The sequence below is a fragment of the Streptomyces sp. NPDC093094 genome, from assembly GCF_044754345.1.
In the GTDB taxonomy this organism is placed as follows: domain Bacteria; phylum Actinomycetota; class Actinomycetes; order Streptomycetales; family Streptomycetaceae; genus Streptomyces.
The window spans coordinates 57,262-74,956 of sequence record NZ_JBIVOX010000010.1; the positions used below are offsets into that span (position 1 = coordinate 57,262).

Below are 17,695 nucleotides of genomic sequence, written 5' to 3' on the forward strand. Positions count from 1 at the left end.
CGGACCCGAACCCAGACCGGACCCCCGACTGAACACCGGACCCGAACCCAGACCGGACCCCCGACTGAACACCGGACCCGAACCCAGACCGGACCCCCGACTGAACACCGGACCCGAACCCAGACCGGACCCCCGGCCGGACGCCGGACCGAGGCCGGGGCCCGCCCCCAGGCCGGACTCCCGGCTGAACGCCGGACCGAGGCCGGGGCCCGGACCCAGGCCGGAACACGGCATGAACTCCGGGCCGGGTTCCGGGCCTCCCTCAGGGCCGGCCGCCGGGCTGAACCCCGGGCCCGGTCCCGAGGCGGCCCCCGAGGCGAGATCCGGACGGGCCTCAGGTCCCGGACCGGGGCCGGGCCCCGCACTGGGTTCCGGCCCCGGCCCCGCACTGGGTTCCGGTCCCGCCCCGGGTCCCGTACCGGCCCCCGAGGCGGGTGAGGCGGTCGGGCAGCCTGTGCGTGTCGGTGGTGGGCAGGTGCTCACGGGCGGCGGCGCCGGGCCGGCGCCGTCCCCCGCGGCGCACTCTCTCCCCGCACCGCCGCCGAGCCCCGCGGAGCCTTCGGTCCAGCCCGTCGCACCCGACGAAGCCCTGGCCGCGCGCGATCTCGTGACGGCGCTCAGGGCCTCCTGGCCCTCGGTCGACGAGGCGGTGATAGAGGCCGCGGTCAGGGACGCGTACCGCTCCTTCCGGTCCGCCAGGATCAGGGCGTTCGTGCCGATCCTGGTGGAGCGGCGGGTGCGCAGGGCCCTGCGCGAGAGCGCCGGGACACAGGGCGGCCTGCCGCAGGAGGGGCGGCCTGCCCGGGAGAGCTGATCGGGCGTGCCGGAGAGGAACTGATCGGTGATGGCGGACAAGAGGGCTGAGCGGATCGCGCGGTTCATCGAGCCGTTGCGGGTGGAGCCGGGGGCGAAGGTCCGGCTGGGGCGGGACTTCGCCCCTCAGGACCACGGCGGGCTGCGCAAGAAGGACGGCGTCGAACTGCTGCGGACCGGGGTGGAACTGCTGGCGGAGTACCAGCAGAGGCTGGCCGCGCAGGACACGCACGGGGTGCTGCTGTGCCTGCAGGCGCTCGACGCCGGGGGCAAGGACGGCACGATCCGGCATGTGATGAGCGGGGTCAATCCGCAGGGCGTACGGGTGAGCAGTTTCAAGGTGCCGTCCGCGGAGGAGCTGGCCCACGACTATCTGTGGCGTTACGACCGGAGCCTGCCGCGACGCGGCGAGATCGCGATCTTCAACCGCTCGCACTACGAGGAGGTCCTCGTCGTACGGGTGCACCCCGACCTGCTGACGCGGCAGCGGCTGCCCGGCCCCGTGGACGGGCCGAAGTTCTGGAAGCGCCGGTACCGGGAGATCAACGACTGGGAGCGCCGTCTGACGGACAACGGGTTCAAGGTGGTGAAGGTCTTCCTGAACCTCTCGAAGGAGGAGCAGCGCACCCGCTTCCTGAAGCGGCTCGACCTGCCGGAGAAGAACTGGAAGTTCTCCGCGGCCGACGTCCGGGAGCGGCAGTTCTGGGACGACTACCAGCAGGCGTTCTCCGAGATGCTGTCGGCGACGAGCAGGCCGTGGGCACCCTGGTACGTGGTGCCGGCGGACCGCAAGTGGTTCGCGCGGATCTGCACCGCGGCGATCCTCGCCCACACGCTCATGGACATCGATCCGCAGTACCCGCGGGTGGCGGACGCGGCACGCGAGGAGCTGCTCGTCGCCAAGCGGAACCTGGAGCGGGAGGCTCCCGCAGGTCAGCCGGCCGATCCCTACGCGGCCCGGCATCCGTCGGCGGGCAGGAAGAAGCGCCGATAAGGGTCGTCCGGCGAGCGGCCGGGATCGGAGGCAGCGATGACGGTGCATCAGGATCATCAGGATTCCGTGGGGAAAAGCGGGCGGGGGGTGCCCGGGGGCGAGTGGTACGCCCGTTCTCCCGAGGAGGCCGTGACGGCGCTCGGCGTCGATCCGGCGGTGGGTCTCACCGCCGCACGGGCGGCGGAGCTCCGTGCCGCGCACGGCCCCAACGCGCTGCCCGAGGAGGCCCGGACCCCGACCTGGCGCAGGTTCGTCGCCCAGTACCGCAGCTACATGCAGATCGTCCTGGTGGCCGCGGCGGTGGTCTCGCTGGCCATCCAGGAGTGGACCACGGCCGTCCTGCTCGTCGCGCTGACCCTGCTGAACGCGGTCGTGGGCCTGCGGCAGGAGGGCAAGGCCGAGAGCGCGATGAACGCGCTCCAGTCGATGCTGAAGGCCACGGCGCGGGTGCGCAGGGACGGCGCGGAGGCGGAGATCCCCGCGGAGGACCTCGTCGTCGGTGACATCGTGCTCCTGTCCGCCGGCGACCAGGTGCCGGCGGACGGCCGCATCATCAGGGCGAGTGCGCTGCAGATCGACGAGTCGGCGCTGACCGGCGAGAGCGTCCCGGCCGCCAAGGACATCGCCGTCCTGGAGGGCGGACGCGAGCTGCCGCCGGGCGACCAGAGCTGCATGGCGTTCATGAACACCCCGGTCACCCACGGCAGCGGGCTCCTCGTGGTGACGGCGATCGGCTCCGAGAGCGAACTGGGCAAGATCTCCGGGATGCTCGCGGCCACCGAGAAGGAGGTGCCGCCGCTCACCAGGGAGCTCGACCGGCTGACGCTGTGGATCACCGGGGCGGCCGGCCTCACCATGATCGTGATGTTCGCGCTGGGGCGCAGCCGGGACGAGGCGTGGGACGCGCTGTTCGTGAGCGCGGTATCGCTGGCCATCGCCGCCATCCCGGAGGCCCTGCCGACCGTGACCCAGGCGATCCTGTCGGTGGGAAGCCTCAACCTGGCGAAGCGGAACGCCATCGTCAAGGAACTGCCGTCGGTCGAGACGCTCGCCTTCACCTCGGCGATCAACTCGGACAAGACCGGCACCCTGACGATGAACCAGATGACCGCGGTCGAGGTGATCAGTCCCACCGACCGCTACACGGTCTCGGGCACGGGCTACGAGCTCCAGGGGCGGATCCACCACGCCGCGGGGTCCTCCGCGGGCATCGAGGACGCGATCCTGCCGTACGTGGTGGCCAGTGACGCGAAGCTGGTGGACGGCGAGGTGGTGGGCGACCCCACCGAGGGCGCGCTGCTGGTGCTCGCCCACAAGGCGGGGCTGGACACGGACGCCACCCGGGAGGGGCTGCCCCGGCTCGCGACACTGCCGTTCGACCCGGAGTACAAGCTCATGGCCACCTTCCACTCGGCGGCCGACGACTCCGGCCGGCCGGTGGTGCGGTGCTTCGTCAAGGGCGCGGCCCCGGCGGTGATGGCGCGTGCGGCCACCGCGCTCGCGGCCGGGAAGAGCGTCCCGTGGGACGCGGATCTGCGGCAGCGGGCGCAGGCGCAGACCGAGCGGATGGGCGGTGAGGGGCGCCGGGTGATGGCCGCGGCGACCCGGGATCTGGACCCGGCCGGCTTCGACCCCGGCGGTGACCTGCTCTCGTACGTCACCGAGCTGCGGATGACCAGTCTCGTCGGCATGGTCGATCCGCCGCGCAAGGAGTCGGGGGCCGCGGTGGCGGACGCGCAGGCGGCCCACATCAGGGTCCGGCTGATCACCGGCGACGACGTCACCACCGGGGCGGCCATCGCACGGCAGATCGGCATTCCCGGCGAGGCCCTGCTGGGCGCCGACTTCGCGGCGATGAGCGAGCAGGAGCGGCTGGCGCGCATCGACGGCATCGGCGTGGTGGGGCGGGTCGCGCCGGAGCACAAGGTGCTGCTCGCCGACACGCTCAAGAAGAAGGGCGAGGTCGTGGCGATGACCGGGGACGGCGTCAACGACGCGCCCGCCATCAAGGCCGCCGACATCGGTATCGCGATGGGCAGCGGGACGGACGTGGCGAAGAACGCGGCCCGCATGATCCTGTCCGACGACAACTTCGCGACCATCGTCTACGCCGTGGAGCAGGGCCGGACGATCTTCGACAATCTCACCAAGTACATCCGGTTCGTGCTGCTCCTGCTGGTCACCTTCGTGGTGACGTTCCTCGGCGCGACCGTGCTGAACATCGCCGGCGGCGAGCCCTTCACCCCGCCGCAGGTGCTGTGGATCCACTTCGTGGTCAATGCCTCGTTCGGCTTCGCGCTCGGCTTCGACAAGGAGAGCCCGGGTCTGATGCGCCGCCTGCCGCGCCCGCGCGGGGAGTCGGTGCTCACGCGGCCCGTGCTGGTCACGGTCGGGCTCGGCGGACTGGCGATCACCTGCGGCCTGCTCGGACTGATCAAGATCGGCGAGTCCTTGTACGACAGCACGGAGATCGGGCAGTCGATCGCGTTCACCGCGTTCGCGCTCTGTCTGATCGTGGCGGCGTTCGAATGCCGCAGCGAGACGGAGTCCGTGCTGAGACCGTCCACGTTCGACAGCCGGCAGATGAACTGGGTCGCCCTCGCCCAGCTCGTCACCGCGGCGCTGGTGACCCAGCTGGACGGCTTCCGCCGGATGCTGGGGACGACCGAGATCGACGCCCGCCAGTTCGGCTGGGCGCTGCTCACCGCGCTCGCCCTGCTGCTGCTGTGGGAGCTGGGCAAACTGTGGGCCCGCCGGGCGAGGAAGGGCGGCTGAACAAGGACTGAACGGAGAGGGAAAATCGACCCCGTCCGTCCGATAGCATGTTCGATCTCTCGGTGATCGCCGTCATCGGATTTCACCTTTTCGAACAATACCTAGCAAATCGGCCGGACAATTGATATCTATCGCATCGCGGTCATTCCCGCGAATACTGTGGGCCACGGTCGGCGTGGTGGCCCTCGGATTCCTCGTCGCACTGGAGATCGCGGCACGCCACTACGGCCTGCCGGGGCCGATTTCCAATCAGGCGAAAGAGGTGATATTCACCCCTAAATCCGGGCCGCTGCTGTACGCGAGCATGGCCCTGATGACGGTGGTGCTGCCCTGGCGACAGCGGTTCATCGCGTTCGGGGCCGCGATCTGCATCGACGCCGGCTTCCTCGTGGTGCGATGGGCGGTGGAGGCCGAGGCGACCAGGCAGTACCCGTTCGGCAACGGCGCGCTGTGGGTGATTCTCGCGTGCGCGGTGATCGCGCTGACCCGCCGTACCGGCCGGGAACGTGTCCTTCTGCTGAAGGGCGTGGGACTGGCCCTGCTGCTGGTGGCGGGACGCAAGACCGGCGACGCCTGGCTGCTCATCACCTCGAAGACCCGCCCGATGGTGCTCGACCAGTACGTGGCGACCGCCGATCACGCGCTGGGCGACCCCTCGTGGGTGGTCGGCCGGCTCGTCGCGGCGACCGGCCCGGTCGGTGCCCATGTCCTGGACTGGGTGTACATCCAGCTCGCGGTGGCCGCGGTCGCCGTCACGCTGTACCAGCTGCGCAACGTCGCCGCCGAGCGCCGCTTCCCGCGTCACCACCTGGTGCGCACCTTCCTGACGATCGGGCTGCTCGGACCGGGCATCTACATGCTCTATCCCGTGGTCGGGCCGATCTTCGCCTACGGCTCCGACGGGGGTCACTGGGCGGTGCTCGACCTGTGGCCCCACACCCCGGCCCCGACAGGCGTGCCGCGGCTGATGCCGTTCGACGACCACACCCCGCGCAACTGCATGCCCAGCCTGCACACCGCCTGGGCCACCGCCATCTTCATCCACTCCCGGAAGGGCCCGCGCGCGCTGCGGTACGCGGGCACGTTCTGGCTGATCGCCACACTCGGCGCGACGCTCGGATTCGGCTACCACTACGGCGCGGACATCATCTCCGGTGTGGTGTTCACGCTCACGATCGAGGCCGCTCTGCGCGCACAGGCACGTGGCTGGGACCGGCAGGGCCTCCGGCTGGCCGGCTACGGAGCGATCGTGTTCGTCGCGCTCCTGTCGTCCTACCGCTATCTGCCGGTGGACATGGCCGCACGTCCCTGGCTGTTCGGGCCGCTTCTGCTGCTGGCCACGGCCTCGGTGGTCTACGCCTACGCGCGGACGACCCGGCTGTGGGACCGGGAGACCGTGGTGCTGCCCGTCCAGGCCGACGGACGGAGCGACAAGAGCGCCGCTACGGAACTGGCGGCGACGCCCTGAAACCCCGCCTGACGGCACCGGGCTCGACCGGTGCCGTCAGGTCCGGTGCGCCGCACGCCGTCAGGTCCGGTTCGCCGAATTCCGCACGCAGGGCATGGAAGGCTTCGGCCTTTTCCGTTCCGAAGCGTGCGATGTGGCGCGCGTACGAGGACGCGGACACGAAAGCCGGCGGTGTCGTCTTGGTGTGGAACTTGTCCGCGTACATCACCAGCCTCTCCTCGACGGTCTCCGCGAGGTAATCGCGCGGAGGAAGAGGCAGTCCCTGCGCGACGACGTCCTGCTCGGTCAGCCCGACGCCCGTGTGGCAGGAACAGAACCGGCAGACACGTTCGGGGAAGCCTTCCCGGCGGAGGAGGGAGTGACCGAGGACGCCGTGGCGCACATAGGTGCCGTGGTCGAGGCGTCCTCGCGCGTCGTAGAGACCGTAGACCCCGATGTCGTGCAGCAGACAGCCCGTCCGGACCAGGTCGGCGTCCACGGCGAGGGCGGCCCGGTCGATGAGGTTCCGGGCGATGCCCCAGACGATCTCGCAGTGCGTGTGGACGAGATCGAACGCTTCCTGGGTCGGCGCGTACTTCGCGTGCAGCGAGCGGATGTCGTCAGCCGTGGGAAGAGCCACCGGCGGAGGGTAGCAAGGCGCCGCCGGTCCTCGGCCCCGTCCGTGCCGATTGGGCGGGGCCGCTCGGGGCACTCGGCGGGCGCGGGGCAGGAGTGCTCGGGGAGAGAGCGAGGCGGGCGTGGCTGTTCGGCATCGTCTGATCAGGACCGGACCGGACGTGGTGTGGGCCACGCTGGCCGACGGCGCCGGGTACGCGCGATGGGTGGTGGGGCCCTCGACGTCCGAGCCGGTGCGGGGGCGGTGGCCGCAGGTCGGGGCCGCCGTCCGCTACGAGATCCCGGTCGGGCCGTTCCGGCTGTCGAACCGTACGGTCGTGCGCCGGTGCGAGGAAGGTGCCGCGCTGGAGCTGGAGGCCCACGCCGGCCCGCTCGGCACGGCCCGTATCGCCTTCGAGCTGCGGCCGTGGGGCGAGCACTGTCTGGTGATCGTGGACGAGCATCCGCTCCGGGGAGCGGGCGGCCGGCTGCACAACGCGGGCGTCGAGGTGGTGATCCAGCTCAGGCACCGCGCCATGCTCCGCCGCCTCGCCGAGGTGTGCGAGGCGAGGCAGCGCGATCACGGCGAAGCCGCGCCGGTGCCGGCCCTCACCGCGGATCCGGACCGGCCCGGCCATGCCTGACGCCGTGGTGATCGGGGCCGGCCCCAACGGACTGGTGGCCGCGAACCTCCTGGCGGACGCCGGGTGGAGCGTGCGGGTGCTGGAGGAGCAGCCGGAGCCCGGCGGCGCGGTGCGCCACGACCGGGGCGTCGACCCCGGCTTCGTCAACGACGTCTTCAGCTCCTTCTATCCGCTCGCCGCGGCCTCCCCCGTCCTGGCCGCCCTGCGGCTCGGGGACCACGGCCTGCGCTGGAGCCATGCGCCCAGCGTGCTCGCCCACCCCCTCACCGACGACAGGTGCGCGCTGCTCGACCGGGACCTCGACGTCACGGCGGACTCCCTCGACTCCTTCGCCGAGGGCGACGGAGCCGCCTGGCGCCGGCTGCACGAACTGTGGCGACGCCTCTCCCCCGATCTGCTGGACGCCCTGTTCACCCCCTTCCCGCCGGTGCGCGCCACCGCCCGGCTGGCGCTGCGGCTGCGCGCGGCGGGCGGGCTGCGCACGGCCCGCTCCCTGATGCTGCCCGTGCGCAGGATGGGCGAGGAGGAGTTCGGCGGGGAGGGCGGCAGGCTCCTGCTGGCCGGCAACGCGCTGCACGCCGACCTCGCCCCCGAGACGGCCGGCAGCGGCGGCTTCGGCTGGCTGATGGCGATGCTCGGGCAGACGTACGGCTTCCCGGTGCCCGTCGGCGGCTCCGGCGCGCTCACCGAGTCGCTCGCCCGGCGGCTGCGCTCGCGCGGCGGGCACCTGGTCTGCGGGAGACGGGTGGAGCGGATCCTCGTACGCGGCGGGCGGGCCGTCGGTGTGCGCACCGCGGACGAGGTCGTCGCGGCCCGCAGGGCCGTCCTCGCGGACGTGTCGGTGCCCGCCCTGTACGGCGAGCTGGTGCCCGCGGAGCACCTGCCCGCACAGATCATGGCCGACCTGCGGCGTTTCCAGTGGGACTTCGCCACCTTCAAGACGGACTGGGCCCTGGACGGCCCGGTGCCCTGGCGGGCGGAGCAGGCCCGCCGGGCCGGGACCGTGCATCTGGCGGACGGCACGGACGAGCTGACCCGGTTCGCCGCGCAGATCGCCCTGCGCGAGGTCCCGGACCGGCCCTTCCTGCTGTTCGGGCAGATGACCACCGCCGATCCGACCCGGTCGCCGCACGGGACCGAGTCCGCGTGGGCGTACACCCACGTGCCCCACGACATCCGCTCCGACGCGGGCGCGGAGGGCATCACCGGACGGTGGGACGACACGGACCGGGAGCGGATGGCCGACCGGGTCGAACGGCAGGTGGAGCGGTTCGCGCCCGGGTTCCGCGGGCTGATCCGGGCCCGGCGCGTCCTGGCGCCCCCGGACCTCCAGACGCTCGACGCCAACCTGTTCGGCGGCGCCGTCAACGGCGGCACCACCGCCCTGCACCAGCAGCTCGTCCTGCGGCCCGTCCCCGGCACCGGCCGCCCGGAGACCCCCGTGAAGGGCCTCTTCCTGGCCTCCGCCGGGGCGCATCCGGGCGGGGGCGTGCACGGCGCGCCCGGCGCCAACGCCGCCCGGGCCGCGCTGCACCGCGCCCGCTCCCCCGCCCTGGCGGACCTCCAGCGGCTGCTGACCCGGCGCGACCGCACCGGAGCGGTGCCGTGACCGCCTCCGGCACCGCTCCTCAGGCACCGCTCCTCAGGCATCCGTCGACGCCGTACGCCGACGCCGTGCGCCCGAGCCGCCGGCCGACCCCCAGGGAGGACACATGAACGAGGACCCGGACGGCCCCGACCGCCGCCACCGGCGCCCCGACGGCGTCGACGACCGCACCGTCGAGGCCCTGGGCGCGCTGTCGAAGGCGCTGGAGACGACCGAACGCGCCAGGGGCCGGCTGTACGACTTCCACCAGCTGACCGGCAGCGCCGATCTCCAGCTCGACCGCGCGGTGGAGCTGCTGCGCGACGCCGGCCACCCGGAATGGGCGGAGAAGGTGCGCGCGGAGATCCTGGGCCGCAATGTGATCCCCGGCAACTGGACCTTCCAGATCGTCGAGGCGTACGACGCCACCTACTACCGGCCTTTCCGGGAACTGGAGGCGGCCGCCGTACAGGATCTGGCCCAGGGCCGGGACCATCTGTACGAGGCGGAGATGAAGGAGGCCCGCCGCACCCCGGGGCACCCCGACCACGGCTCCGGTCCCCCGCGCGCGGAGCGATGACCGGTACGGCGCATCCGCACGCCCCGCAGAGCGGGAACACCCTGAGGCACCCGTCCCGGCAGGAGGACCTCATGTCCGGCAGCCCGCTCGTCCACCGGACGGTCGTGGTGACCGGCGCCGCGCGCGGCATCGGCGCCGCACTCGCCCACGCGTTCGCCGCTCGCGGCGCGCGGATCGCCCTGCTCGGCCACGAGAAGCCCGCGCTGGACGCGGTGGCGGCCTCCCTCCCCGGCCCGGCCTCGGTCCTGGAGGCCGACGTCACCGACCCGGAGGCCCTGACGGCCGCGGCGGAACAGGTGCGCGCCGCGCTGGGCCCGGTCTCGGCGGTCGTCGCCAACGCCGGTGTCGCCGAGGGCGGCCCGTTCCTCTCCTCCGACCCGGCGACCTGGCGCCGGGTGATCGACGTGAACCTCGTCGGCAGCGCCCAGACAGCCCGGGCCTTCCTGCCCGACCTGATCACCACATCGGGCCATTTCCTCCAGGTCGCGTCCCTGGCGTCGCTCGGCGCGTCCCCCCTCATGAGCGCCTACTGCGCCTCCAAGGCGGGGGTGGAGGCGTTCGCCCACAGCCTGCGCGCCGAGGTCGCGCACCACGGGGTCAGCGTGGGCATCGCCTACCTCAACTGGATCGACACCGACATGGTGCGTGACGCCGACCGGTACGCCGTCCTGCGGGAGCTGCGCGCCCACATGCCGCCGCCCGCGCGCCGGGTGCACAGCCCCCAGCGGGCCGCCTTCCTGCTGACGCGCGCGGTCGAGCGCCGGCGGACCGCCGTGTACGTCCCGGCCTGGCTGCGTCTCGTGCAGCCGGTGCGGGCCGCTCTGCCGCCCGTGGTGCTGCGGGTCGCCCGGCGCACGCTGCCCCGTCTCGAAGCCGACGCCGCGGTCCTGGACACCGGCCCGCTCGGCGCGGGAGGGCTGGCCGACCGTGCCGCACACCGTCGGGCACCGGGCCGGACCTGACAGTCGTACGAGCGGACGAACCAGCGGCACATCTTCGTCGGCAGGTACGGACACCCGGCCTCGAAGGCGGTCTAACCTGCGGAGATGATCAGGCACATGTCGCCGTGTCCCGCCCGGAGCCTGAGCCGTGTGCTCGACGACCTCGGGCCCACCCTTCTGGAGCTGGTCCACGGCGACCCCGGCGCGGCCGCCGAGATCGGCGGCGTCGGCATCCACGACCCGCACGACGAGCAGCACCACCCGGAGCACGCCGTGGTGCTCGGGGTGGGCGTGACCGGGACGGACCACACCGCCGGTCTGCTGCGGCTGCTGGCCGCGGACGGTGCCGCGGCCCTGGTCGTACGGGGTCCCGTCGACGACGCGGACGCGCTGGGGCCGGTGGTGGCCGAGACCGGCGTGGCGCTGCTGGCGCTGACCCGCGGGGCCTCCTGGGCCCAGCTGGCGGCGATGCTGCGCACGCTGCTGGCGGAGGGCGACGTCGGCGGGCAGGGCGGCCAGACGCTCGGCGGGGTGCCGTCCGGCGACCTGTTCGCCCTCGCCAACGCGATCGCGACACTGCTGGACGCACCGGTCACGATCGAGGACCGGCGGCACCGGATCCTTGCCTTCTCCGGCCGCCAGGACGAGGCGGACCCCGCCCGTGTGGCGAGCATCCTGGCACGTCAGGTGCCCGAACGCTATCTGCGCATCCAGGAGGAGGAGGGGGTCTTCGAGGAGCTGTACCGCACCGGCCGCGTCGTCCGCATCCCGGCGCCGGACCTGGGGGACGAGGTGACGCTGCCGCGTGTGGCCATCGCGGTGCGGGCGGGGGAAGAGGTGCTGGGCTCGGTGTGGGCGGCGGTGCGCCGTCCGCTGACGCCGGAGCGGGAGCATGCCTTCAGGGACGCGGCGAAGCTGGTCGCCCTGCACATGCTGCGGCTCCGGGCCGGCGCCGACGCCGAGTACCGGCTGCGCACCGATCTGGTCGCGACCGCTCTGGAGGGCGGGACGGGAGCCGTCGAGGCGCTGGGGCGGCTGGGGCTCGCCGGCGAACCGCTGCTGGTCATGGCGCTGGGCCTGGACGCGCGGCAGGACGACGACCACGCGCAGCTCGCCGCGGGACGTCAGCGCCTCGCGAGCGCCCTGGCGGTGCACCTCTCCGCCGTCCAGCCCCGCTCGGCGGTCGCGCTGCTCGGCGACGTCGCGTACGCCCTCTTCCCGACGGCCCGGGACTCCGCCGACGCGCGGGAGCGCGCGGTCCAGGTGGCGTCGGACTTCCTGCGCCGCACCGGGGAGCAGGCGGGCGCGCGCATCGGCATCGGCTCGGTCGCCGAGGAGCCCGCCGGCCTCGCCCGTTCACGCGCGAACGCGGACCGGGCCCTGCGGGTGCTGCTCAGCCACCGGACGTCACGGCGGGTCGCGGCCATCGCCGAGGTGCACATCGACGCGCTGCTGCTGGAGATGCGGGACCTCGCCGCCGCCCACCGCGACGAGCCGGCCGGTCCGCTGGCCCGGCTGATGGCGTACGACGCCCGGCACAACGCCCGTCTCGTGGAGACGCTGCGGGCGTGGCTGGACGCCTTCGGGGACGTGAACGCGGCGGCCGCGAGCGTGTTCGTGCACCCCAACACCTTCCGGTACCGGATCCGCAGGGTGGCCGAGGTCGGCGAGATCGACCTCGCGGATCCGGCCGCCCGGTTCGCCGCCATGCTGCAACTGCGGCTGACGGGCCCGTACGACGGCGGTGATCCGGGCCGCGGGGACCGCGCCGACGGCACGGACGCCGCGGACCGCTGAGCACCTGCGGCACCCGCAGCATCCGCGGTGGCGAACGCCACGACACTCGACGGCAGATGCCACGACACCCGATGGCGAGCGCCACGGGATCCGGTGGCGAGCGCCACGACACCCGGTGGCGGATGCCACGGGGCCCGATGGCGAGCGCCACGACACCCAATGGCGAATGCCACGACACCCAATGGCAGATGCTACGGGGCCCGATGGCGAATGCCACGACACCCGATGGCGAGCGCCACGACACTCGACGGCAGATGCCACGACACCCGATGGCGAGCGCCACGACACTCGACGGCAGATGCCACGGCATCCGTGGCGGGTGCCGCGGGGTTCGGTGCGGCGGACGAAACGGCGGCCCGGGTTCTGCGTCCGCCACCAACTCGAGCCGGTCCCGCGTGCCTAGCGTTGTCCTCATCCGATCCAGGAGGAGCACCCGTGCAGGACCCATCCGCGCAGCACCCGTCCGTGCAGGACTCGTCCGCACCGGCCCCGGCCGCGCCGACGGACCGGACGGCTCCGGCCGCCCCGGCCGCCCCGGCGCTCGGCGCCCTGCTCGCCGACCTCGAAGAGCTCGTGACGTGCGAGTCGTACTCGGCCGACCACGCGGCCGTGGCCCGCAGCGCCCGGGTCGTCGCCGACCAGGGCAGCCGGCTGCTCGGCGGAGCCCGCCCCCGGCTGCTCGACATCGCGGGCGTCACCCATGTGCAGTGGACCTTCGGCACACCGCGTGTCCTGCTCCTCGGCCACCACGACACCGTGTGGCCCGTCGGCTCCCTCAGGACCCACCCCTGGTCGGTCGAGGACGGCATCGCCCGCGGACCGGGTGTCTTCGACATGAAGGCCGGTCTGGTGCAGATGTTCCACGCCCTGGCCGGCCTGCCCTCGCTCGACGGCGTGTGCGTCCTGGTCACCGGCGACGAGGAGGTCGGCTCGGACACCTCCCGCGCGCTCGTCGAGGACGTCGCGCGCGGATGCGCCGCCACGCTGGTGCTGGAGCCCTCGGCCCCCGGCGGCGCGCTGAAGACCAGCCGCAAAGGTGTGTCCCTCTACGACATCACCGTCCACGGCAGAGCCGCCCACTCCGGCCTCGAACCCGAGAAGGGCGTCAACGCCGCCACCGAACTGGCCCACCAGATCCTGGCCCTCGACGGCCTCGCCGCGGCCGTCGCCGCGGACACCGGCCCCGGCACGACGGTCACCCCGACCGTGATGTCGGCCGGTACGGCGGCCAACACCGTGCCGGCGCTGGCCCGGGTGGACGTGGACGTCCGCGTGCCCACGGCCGCCGCGCAGGACGCCGTGGACCGGCTCCTGAGGTCCCTGAGCCCGCGCCTCCCGGACGCCCGGCTCCGGATCGGCGGAGGCCCCAACCGCCCGCCCCTGGACCCCGCGGCCTCCCGCGAGCTGTTCGCCCTGGCGCAGCGGACCGCCGGGGAACTCGGCCTCGGGCCGCTGTCCCGGGCGGCCGTCGGCGGGGCCTCCGACGGCAACTACACCGCCGGAGCGGGCTGTCCCACCCTGGACGGGCTCGGCGCCGTCGGCGACGGAGCGCACGCCGACCACGAGCACGTCGTCGTCGCCACGATGCCGGAACGCGCCCGGCTCCTGGCCCGGCTCGTCGGAGCACTGCGATGAACGCACTCGAACTCCGCGCACTGCACACCGTCGAGGATCTCGGCGCCGCCGCCCGGCTCTTCGCCGGCATCTGGGGCACGGACGCCGATCACGCGCCCGTCTCCGCCGAACTCATGCGCGCGCTCTCCCACTCGGGCAACTACGTCACCGGGGCGTACGAGAGCGGCCGCCTCGCCGGAGCCTCCGTGGGCTTCTTCGGCGCCCCCGTCGGCACCACGCTGCACTCCCACATCACCGGCGCCGGCGCCGGACGCGGTATCGGGCTGGCGCTGAAGCTGCACCAGCGGGAGTGGGCCCTCGCCCGCGGACTGAAGCGGATCACCTGGACCTACGACCCGCTCGTCCGCCGCAACGCGTACTTCAACCTGGTCAAGCTGGGCGCCCGCCCCGAGGAGTACCTGACCTCCTTCTACGGCGCCATGCACGACGCCATCAACGGCGGCGACGAGTCGGACCGGGTCCTGGCGGCCTGGGACCTGGCCGCCAGGCCCCCGGGCACGGACGGCACGGCCCCGGTGCCGCCGCCGGTCCCGGCCGACGCCGACCGCGGCGTCCTCGACCGGGACGGCCGCCCCGTCCTCGGACCGGCACGGTCCGACACCGTGCTCGTCGACCTCCCCGACGACATCGAGGCGCTGCGGCGGACCGACCCCGCAGCCGCACGCGCGTGGCGGCTCGCCGTGCGCGACACGCTGGGCGGCCTGCTCGCCGAGGGCGCCCGCGTGGTCGGCCTCCACGAGCGCCGCAGCTACGTCGTCCGGCGCCCCGCCCGCCCGTAGCCGGACCGGCACCCCGCTCCCGGACATCCACCATCAGCCCCGTCGGACCCCTTGGAGTCGCCCCTCATGAAGCTGAAGATCTCCGGCGTCGAACTGCGCCGCGTCGCGATGCCCCTGGTCGCCCCGTTCCGCACCTCGTTCGGCGTCGAGACCAGCCGTGACGTGCTGCTGGTCCGCGTCGTCACCTCGGAGGGCGAGGGCTGGGCGGAGTGCGCCGCCATGTCCGAGCCCCGGTACTGCTCCGAGTACGTCGACGGCGCCCACGACGTGCTGCGCAGGTTCCTCGTCCCGGCGCTGCCGAAGGACGGCGTGGACGCCGCCGCGGTGGGGCGGGCGCTGGCCCCCTTCACCGGCCACCACATGGCGAAGTCGGCGCTGGAGACCGCCGTCCTGGACGCCCAGCTGCGCATCGCCGGGGAGTCGTTCGGCTCGTTCCTCGGTGCGGCGCGCGACCGCGTCCCGTGCGGTGTCTCGGTCGGCATCATGGACTCGGTCCCCGAACTCCTGGACGCCGTCGAGGGGTACGTCGCCGAGGGCTACGTCCGGATCAAACTGAAGATCGAGCCCGGCTGGGACGTGGCGCCCGTGCAGGCCGTCCGGGAGCGCTTCGGCGACGACCTGCTGCTCCAGGTCGACGCCAACGCCGCCTACACCCTGGCGGACTCGCGCCGGCTGGCCGTGCTGGACACGTTCGGCCTGCTCCTGATCGAACAGCCCCTCGCCAACGACGACATGGTGCAGCACGCGCAGCTCGCGAAGCTGCTGCGCACCCCGGTCTGCCTGGACGAGTCCATCGAGTCGGCCGCCGACGCCGCCGCGGCCGTGTCGCTGGGCGCCTGCTCCGTCATCAACGTCAAGCCGGCCCGGGTCGGCGGCTATCTCGAAGCGCGCCGCATCCACGACCTCGCCCGCGCCCACGGAGTCCCGGTGTGGTGCGGCGGCATGCTGGAGACCGGCATCGGCCGGGCCGCCAACCTCGCCCTGGCCGCGCTGCCCGGCTTCACCCTCCCGGGCGACACCTCCGGCTCGCACCGCTACTTCGCCACCGACATCACCCCGCCGTTCGTCCTCTCCGACGGCCACCTCGACGTCCCCACGGGGCCGGGGCTCGGCGTCGAGCCGCTGCCGGACGTCCTCGAGGAGGTGACGACCTCCAGCGAGTGGATCGCGCTCTAGGGACCTTCTGGCGGATCTCCGTGGGAGAAGGAGCGGCGTTCGGTGCGTGCGATCGGTGTGCGGCGCGGAGGGTCATGTGGCGGAGCCACCTGGCCCTTCGTGTCGTGCGGCTGGGGGCACCTCCCACGCCCTTGAGGCAGTGGGGGAGTGCGTGCCGGGCGTCGCGACGCCGCGGAGATCCGTCAGAAGGTCCCTAGGGGCCGGACCGGACGCGGGCGGACCGGAGGCGGGGGCGTCGGGCACGGGCGGGCCGAGGGCCGGAGGGCCGGCCGGGCCGGTGCCCCGCCGGGCCCTCGCGCGCCTTCGGACGAGGCGTCACATCCGGCCGTTGGTGAGACGCGTGAGGGGCCCCTGCGTGTGCCGCTCGGCCCGGCGGCCCAGCGCGTACGACGCCGCACCGAGCGCGGTGACGCCCGCGCCGACACCCGCGGCGACCAGCTTGCGGTTCGCGATCACGGTCCAGGCCGTCCTCGCGACGGAGGCGACCTCTCCCGAAGCGGTGACCAGCGCCTGGCGCCCGGACTCGACGCCCTGGGCCGCCGTCCGGGCGGCACCGCTCACCGCCCCGGCGGCCCGCTCGGTACCTGCCCTGACCGCACGCTGGGTGCCGGCCTTCGCGCCGGACACGGTGTCGTCCGTCGTGGCCGCGGCCTTCTTCGCCGCGCGGCCGGCCGGTGCGGTCGCCTTGTCGGCCGTGCGCCGGGCCTTCGACGCGGCCTCCTGCTCCTGTGCGGACTTCTGGCTCGTCCCGCTCTTGTGTTCAGTCATGGACATCGCGTTGCCGTTCGCCGCCCCGGCAAACGTGCCCGCGGTCCCCCTTCCCCGCCCGGCCGTCCCTCCGTTCCCCGCCCCGTCGGCCGCTCTTCCCCGCCCCGCCGTCCCTCCCGTGTCACGCCGAACGGGCGACGGCGGAAACTCACACGCATGCTCGCCGCGTTCCGGGGCAGACGCTCGCTCGGATCGTCAGCAGCCACAGCACGGCCAACGAACTCAGGGGAGAACGAGAATGACGGCGACGTCCACGGAACGGACGACGGCTCGGGACCGGAGCACGAACGGCGCCACGCCCGATGTGCGTGAACTGCCGTGGATCGAGGACGCGTCCGCGGTCGCCCCCCAGGACGCCCGCGAGCTGACCAAGCTGTTCCTGGCACGCCTGGCGGTGCTGGAGGAGGGCACGCACGAGTACCAGTACGCGCGCAACACCCTCATCGAGATGAACCTCTCCCTGGTCCGGTACGCCGCCAGGGGTTTCCGTCACAGCGGTGACCTGGAGGACATCGTCCAGGTCGGCACCATCGGCCTGATCAAGGCCATCGACCGGTTCGACCTCACCCGCGAGGTGGAGTTCTCCAGCTTCGCCGTCCCCTACGTCACCGGTGAGATCAAGCGCTTCTTCCGCGACACGACCTGGGCCGTCCATGTGCCGCGCCGGCTCCAGGAACTGCGCGTGCAGCTGGCGAAGGCCCGTGAGGCCCTGTCCTCCCGGCTCGACCGCGATCCGACGGTGGCGGAACTCGCCGGCCATCTCGGCATCACCGAGGAGGAGACGGTCGAGGGCCTGGTCGCGGCCAACGGCTACTCGGCGGGCTCCCTGGACCTCCCCACGGACGGCGACGACCCGAACGGTGCGACGACCTACGCGGATCTGCTCGGGGAGGAGGATCCCGCCTTCGAGCTGGTCGAGAACCTGCACACCCTCGCCCCGCTGCTGGAGGAACTCGACGAGCGCGACCGCGACATCATCGAGATGCGTTTCGGACGGGAGATGACCCAGGCCCAGATCGGGGCCGAGATCGGATGCTCCCAGATGCACATCTCGCGTCTGCTGACGCGGGCGCTGGCCAGGCTCAGGGAGAACATGCTCGCCTCCTGAACCGCTGCGCGCGGGCACACCCGCGCGCACCACGGAAG

General features: G+C 73.3%; 15 protein-coding genes. 13 read left to right on the forward strand and 2 right to left on the reverse strand.

Annotation, left to right across the window (positions count from 1 at the left end; translation table 11 throughout):
- Positions 1-232 precede the first annotated feature (232 nt).
- The 4 genes from ACIQGV_RS22500 to ACIQGV_RS22515 all read left to right on the forward strand — a co-directional run bounded on the left by ACIQGV_RS22500 (position 233) and on the right by ACIQGV_RS22515 (position 6,050).
- Positions 233-814 (forward strand): three-helix bundle dimerization domain-containing protein, encoded by a 582-nt coding sequence (locus ACIQGV_RS22500; protein ID WP_402496843.1) that lies wholly within the window; start codon positions 233-235, stop codon positions 812-814.
- A 30-nt stretch (positions 815-844) separates the two neighbouring features.
- Positions 845-1,807: a polyphosphate kinase 2 family protein gene (locus tag ACIQGV_RS22505; RefSeq protein WP_402496844.1), complete on the forward strand. Its 963-nt coding sequence runs from the start codon at positions 845-847 to the stop codon at positions 1,805-1,807.
- A 36-nt stretch (positions 1,808-1,843) separates the two neighbouring features.
- Positions 1,844-4,582 (forward strand): cation-translocating P-type ATPase, encoded by a 2,739-nt coding sequence (locus ACIQGV_RS22510; protein ID WP_402496845.1) that lies wholly within the window; start codon positions 1,844-1,846, stop codon positions 4,580-4,582.
- A 154-nt stretch (positions 4,583-4,736) separates the two neighbouring features.
- Positions 4,737-6,050 (forward strand): phosphatase PAP2 family protein, encoded by a 1,314-nt coding sequence (locus tag ACIQGV_RS22515; RefSeq protein ID WP_402497118.1) that lies wholly within the window; start codon positions 4,737-4,739, stop codon positions 6,048-6,050.
- Here ACIQGV_RS22515 and ACIQGV_RS22520 read toward each other — a convergent pair.
- Complete coding sequence (locus tag ACIQGV_RS22520; RefSeq protein ID WP_402496846.1) at positions 6,025-6,669, reverse strand: HD domain-containing protein; 645 nt, start codon at positions 6,667-6,669, stop codon at positions 6,025-6,027. The genes ACIQGV_RS22515 and ACIQGV_RS22520 overlap by 26 nt on opposite strands.
- A gap of 118 nt (positions 6,670-6,787) precedes the next feature.
- Between ACIQGV_RS22520 and ACIQGV_RS22525 the strand changes: the two genes are divergently transcribed.
- The 8 genes from ACIQGV_RS22525 (at position 6,788) to menC (ending at position 15,781) form a co-directional block, all read left to right on the forward strand.
- On the forward strand, positions 6,788-7,288 hold the full coding sequence (locus ACIQGV_RS22525) for an SRPBCC family protein (RefSeq protein ID WP_402496847.1): 501 nt from the start codon (positions 6,788-6,790) through the stop codon (positions 7,286-7,288).
- On the forward strand, positions 7,281-8,897 hold the full coding sequence (locus ACIQGV_RS22530; protein ID WP_402496848.1) for a phytoene desaturase family protein: 1,617 nt from the start codon (positions 7,281-7,283) through the stop codon (positions 8,895-8,897). The genes ACIQGV_RS22525 and ACIQGV_RS22530 overlap by 8 nt, the downstream gene beginning before the upstream one ends.
- A gap of 103 nt (positions 8,898-9,000) precedes the next feature.
- Positions 9,001-9,453, forward strand: a complete 453-nt coding sequence (locus ACIQGV_RS22535; RefSeq protein WP_402496849.1) for a hypothetical protein — start codon at positions 9,001-9,003, stop codon at positions 9,451-9,453.
- 71 nt (positions 9,454-9,524) lie between these two features.
- On the forward strand, positions 9,525-10,415 hold the full coding sequence (locus ACIQGV_RS22540; protein ID WP_402496850.1) for an SDR family oxidoreductase: 891 nt from the start codon (positions 9,525-9,527) through the stop codon (positions 10,413-10,415).
- 96 nt (positions 10,416-10,511) lie between these two features.
- Positions 10,512-12,191, forward strand: a complete 1,680-nt coding sequence (locus ACIQGV_RS22545; protein ID WP_402497119.1) for a PucR family transcriptional regulator — start codon at positions 10,512-10,514, stop codon at positions 12,189-12,191.
- A gap of 549 nt (positions 12,192-12,740) precedes the next feature.
- Positions 12,741-13,826: a M20 family metallopeptidase gene (locus tag ACIQGV_RS22550; protein WP_402497120.1), complete on the forward strand. Its 1,086-nt coding sequence runs from the start codon at positions 12,741-12,743 to the stop codon at positions 13,824-13,826.
- Entirely contained in the window at positions 13,823-14,605 is a 783-nt protein-coding gene (locus tag ACIQGV_RS22555) for a GNAT family N-acetyltransferase (RefSeq protein WP_402496851.1), read from the forward strand. The genes ACIQGV_RS22550 and ACIQGV_RS22555 overlap by 4 nt, the downstream gene beginning before the upstream one ends.
- Before the next feature lie 66 nt (positions 14,606-14,671).
- Entirely contained in the window at positions 14,672-15,781 is a 1,110-nt protein-coding gene (gene menC / locus ACIQGV_RS22560) for an o-succinylbenzoate synthase (RefSeq protein ID WP_402496852.1), read from the forward strand.
- A 315-nt stretch (positions 15,782-16,096) separates the two neighbouring features.
- Here menC and ACIQGV_RS22565 read toward each other — a convergent pair whose 3' ends face one another.
- Positions 16,097-16,549, reverse strand: coding sequence for a hypothetical protein (locus ACIQGV_RS22565; protein ID WP_402496853.1), 453 nt, complete (start codon positions 16,547-16,549; stop codon positions 16,097-16,099).
- Between the two features lie 238 nt (positions 16,550-16,787).
- Here ACIQGV_RS22565 and ACIQGV_RS22570 point away from each other — a divergent pair, with 238 nt between their 5' ends.
- Positions 16,788-17,657, forward strand: coding sequence for an RNA polymerase sigma factor SigF (locus ACIQGV_RS22570; protein ID WP_402496854.1), 870 nt, complete (start codon positions 16,788-16,790; stop codon positions 17,655-17,657).
- The last annotated feature ends 38 nt before the right edge of the window (positions 17,658-17,695 follow it).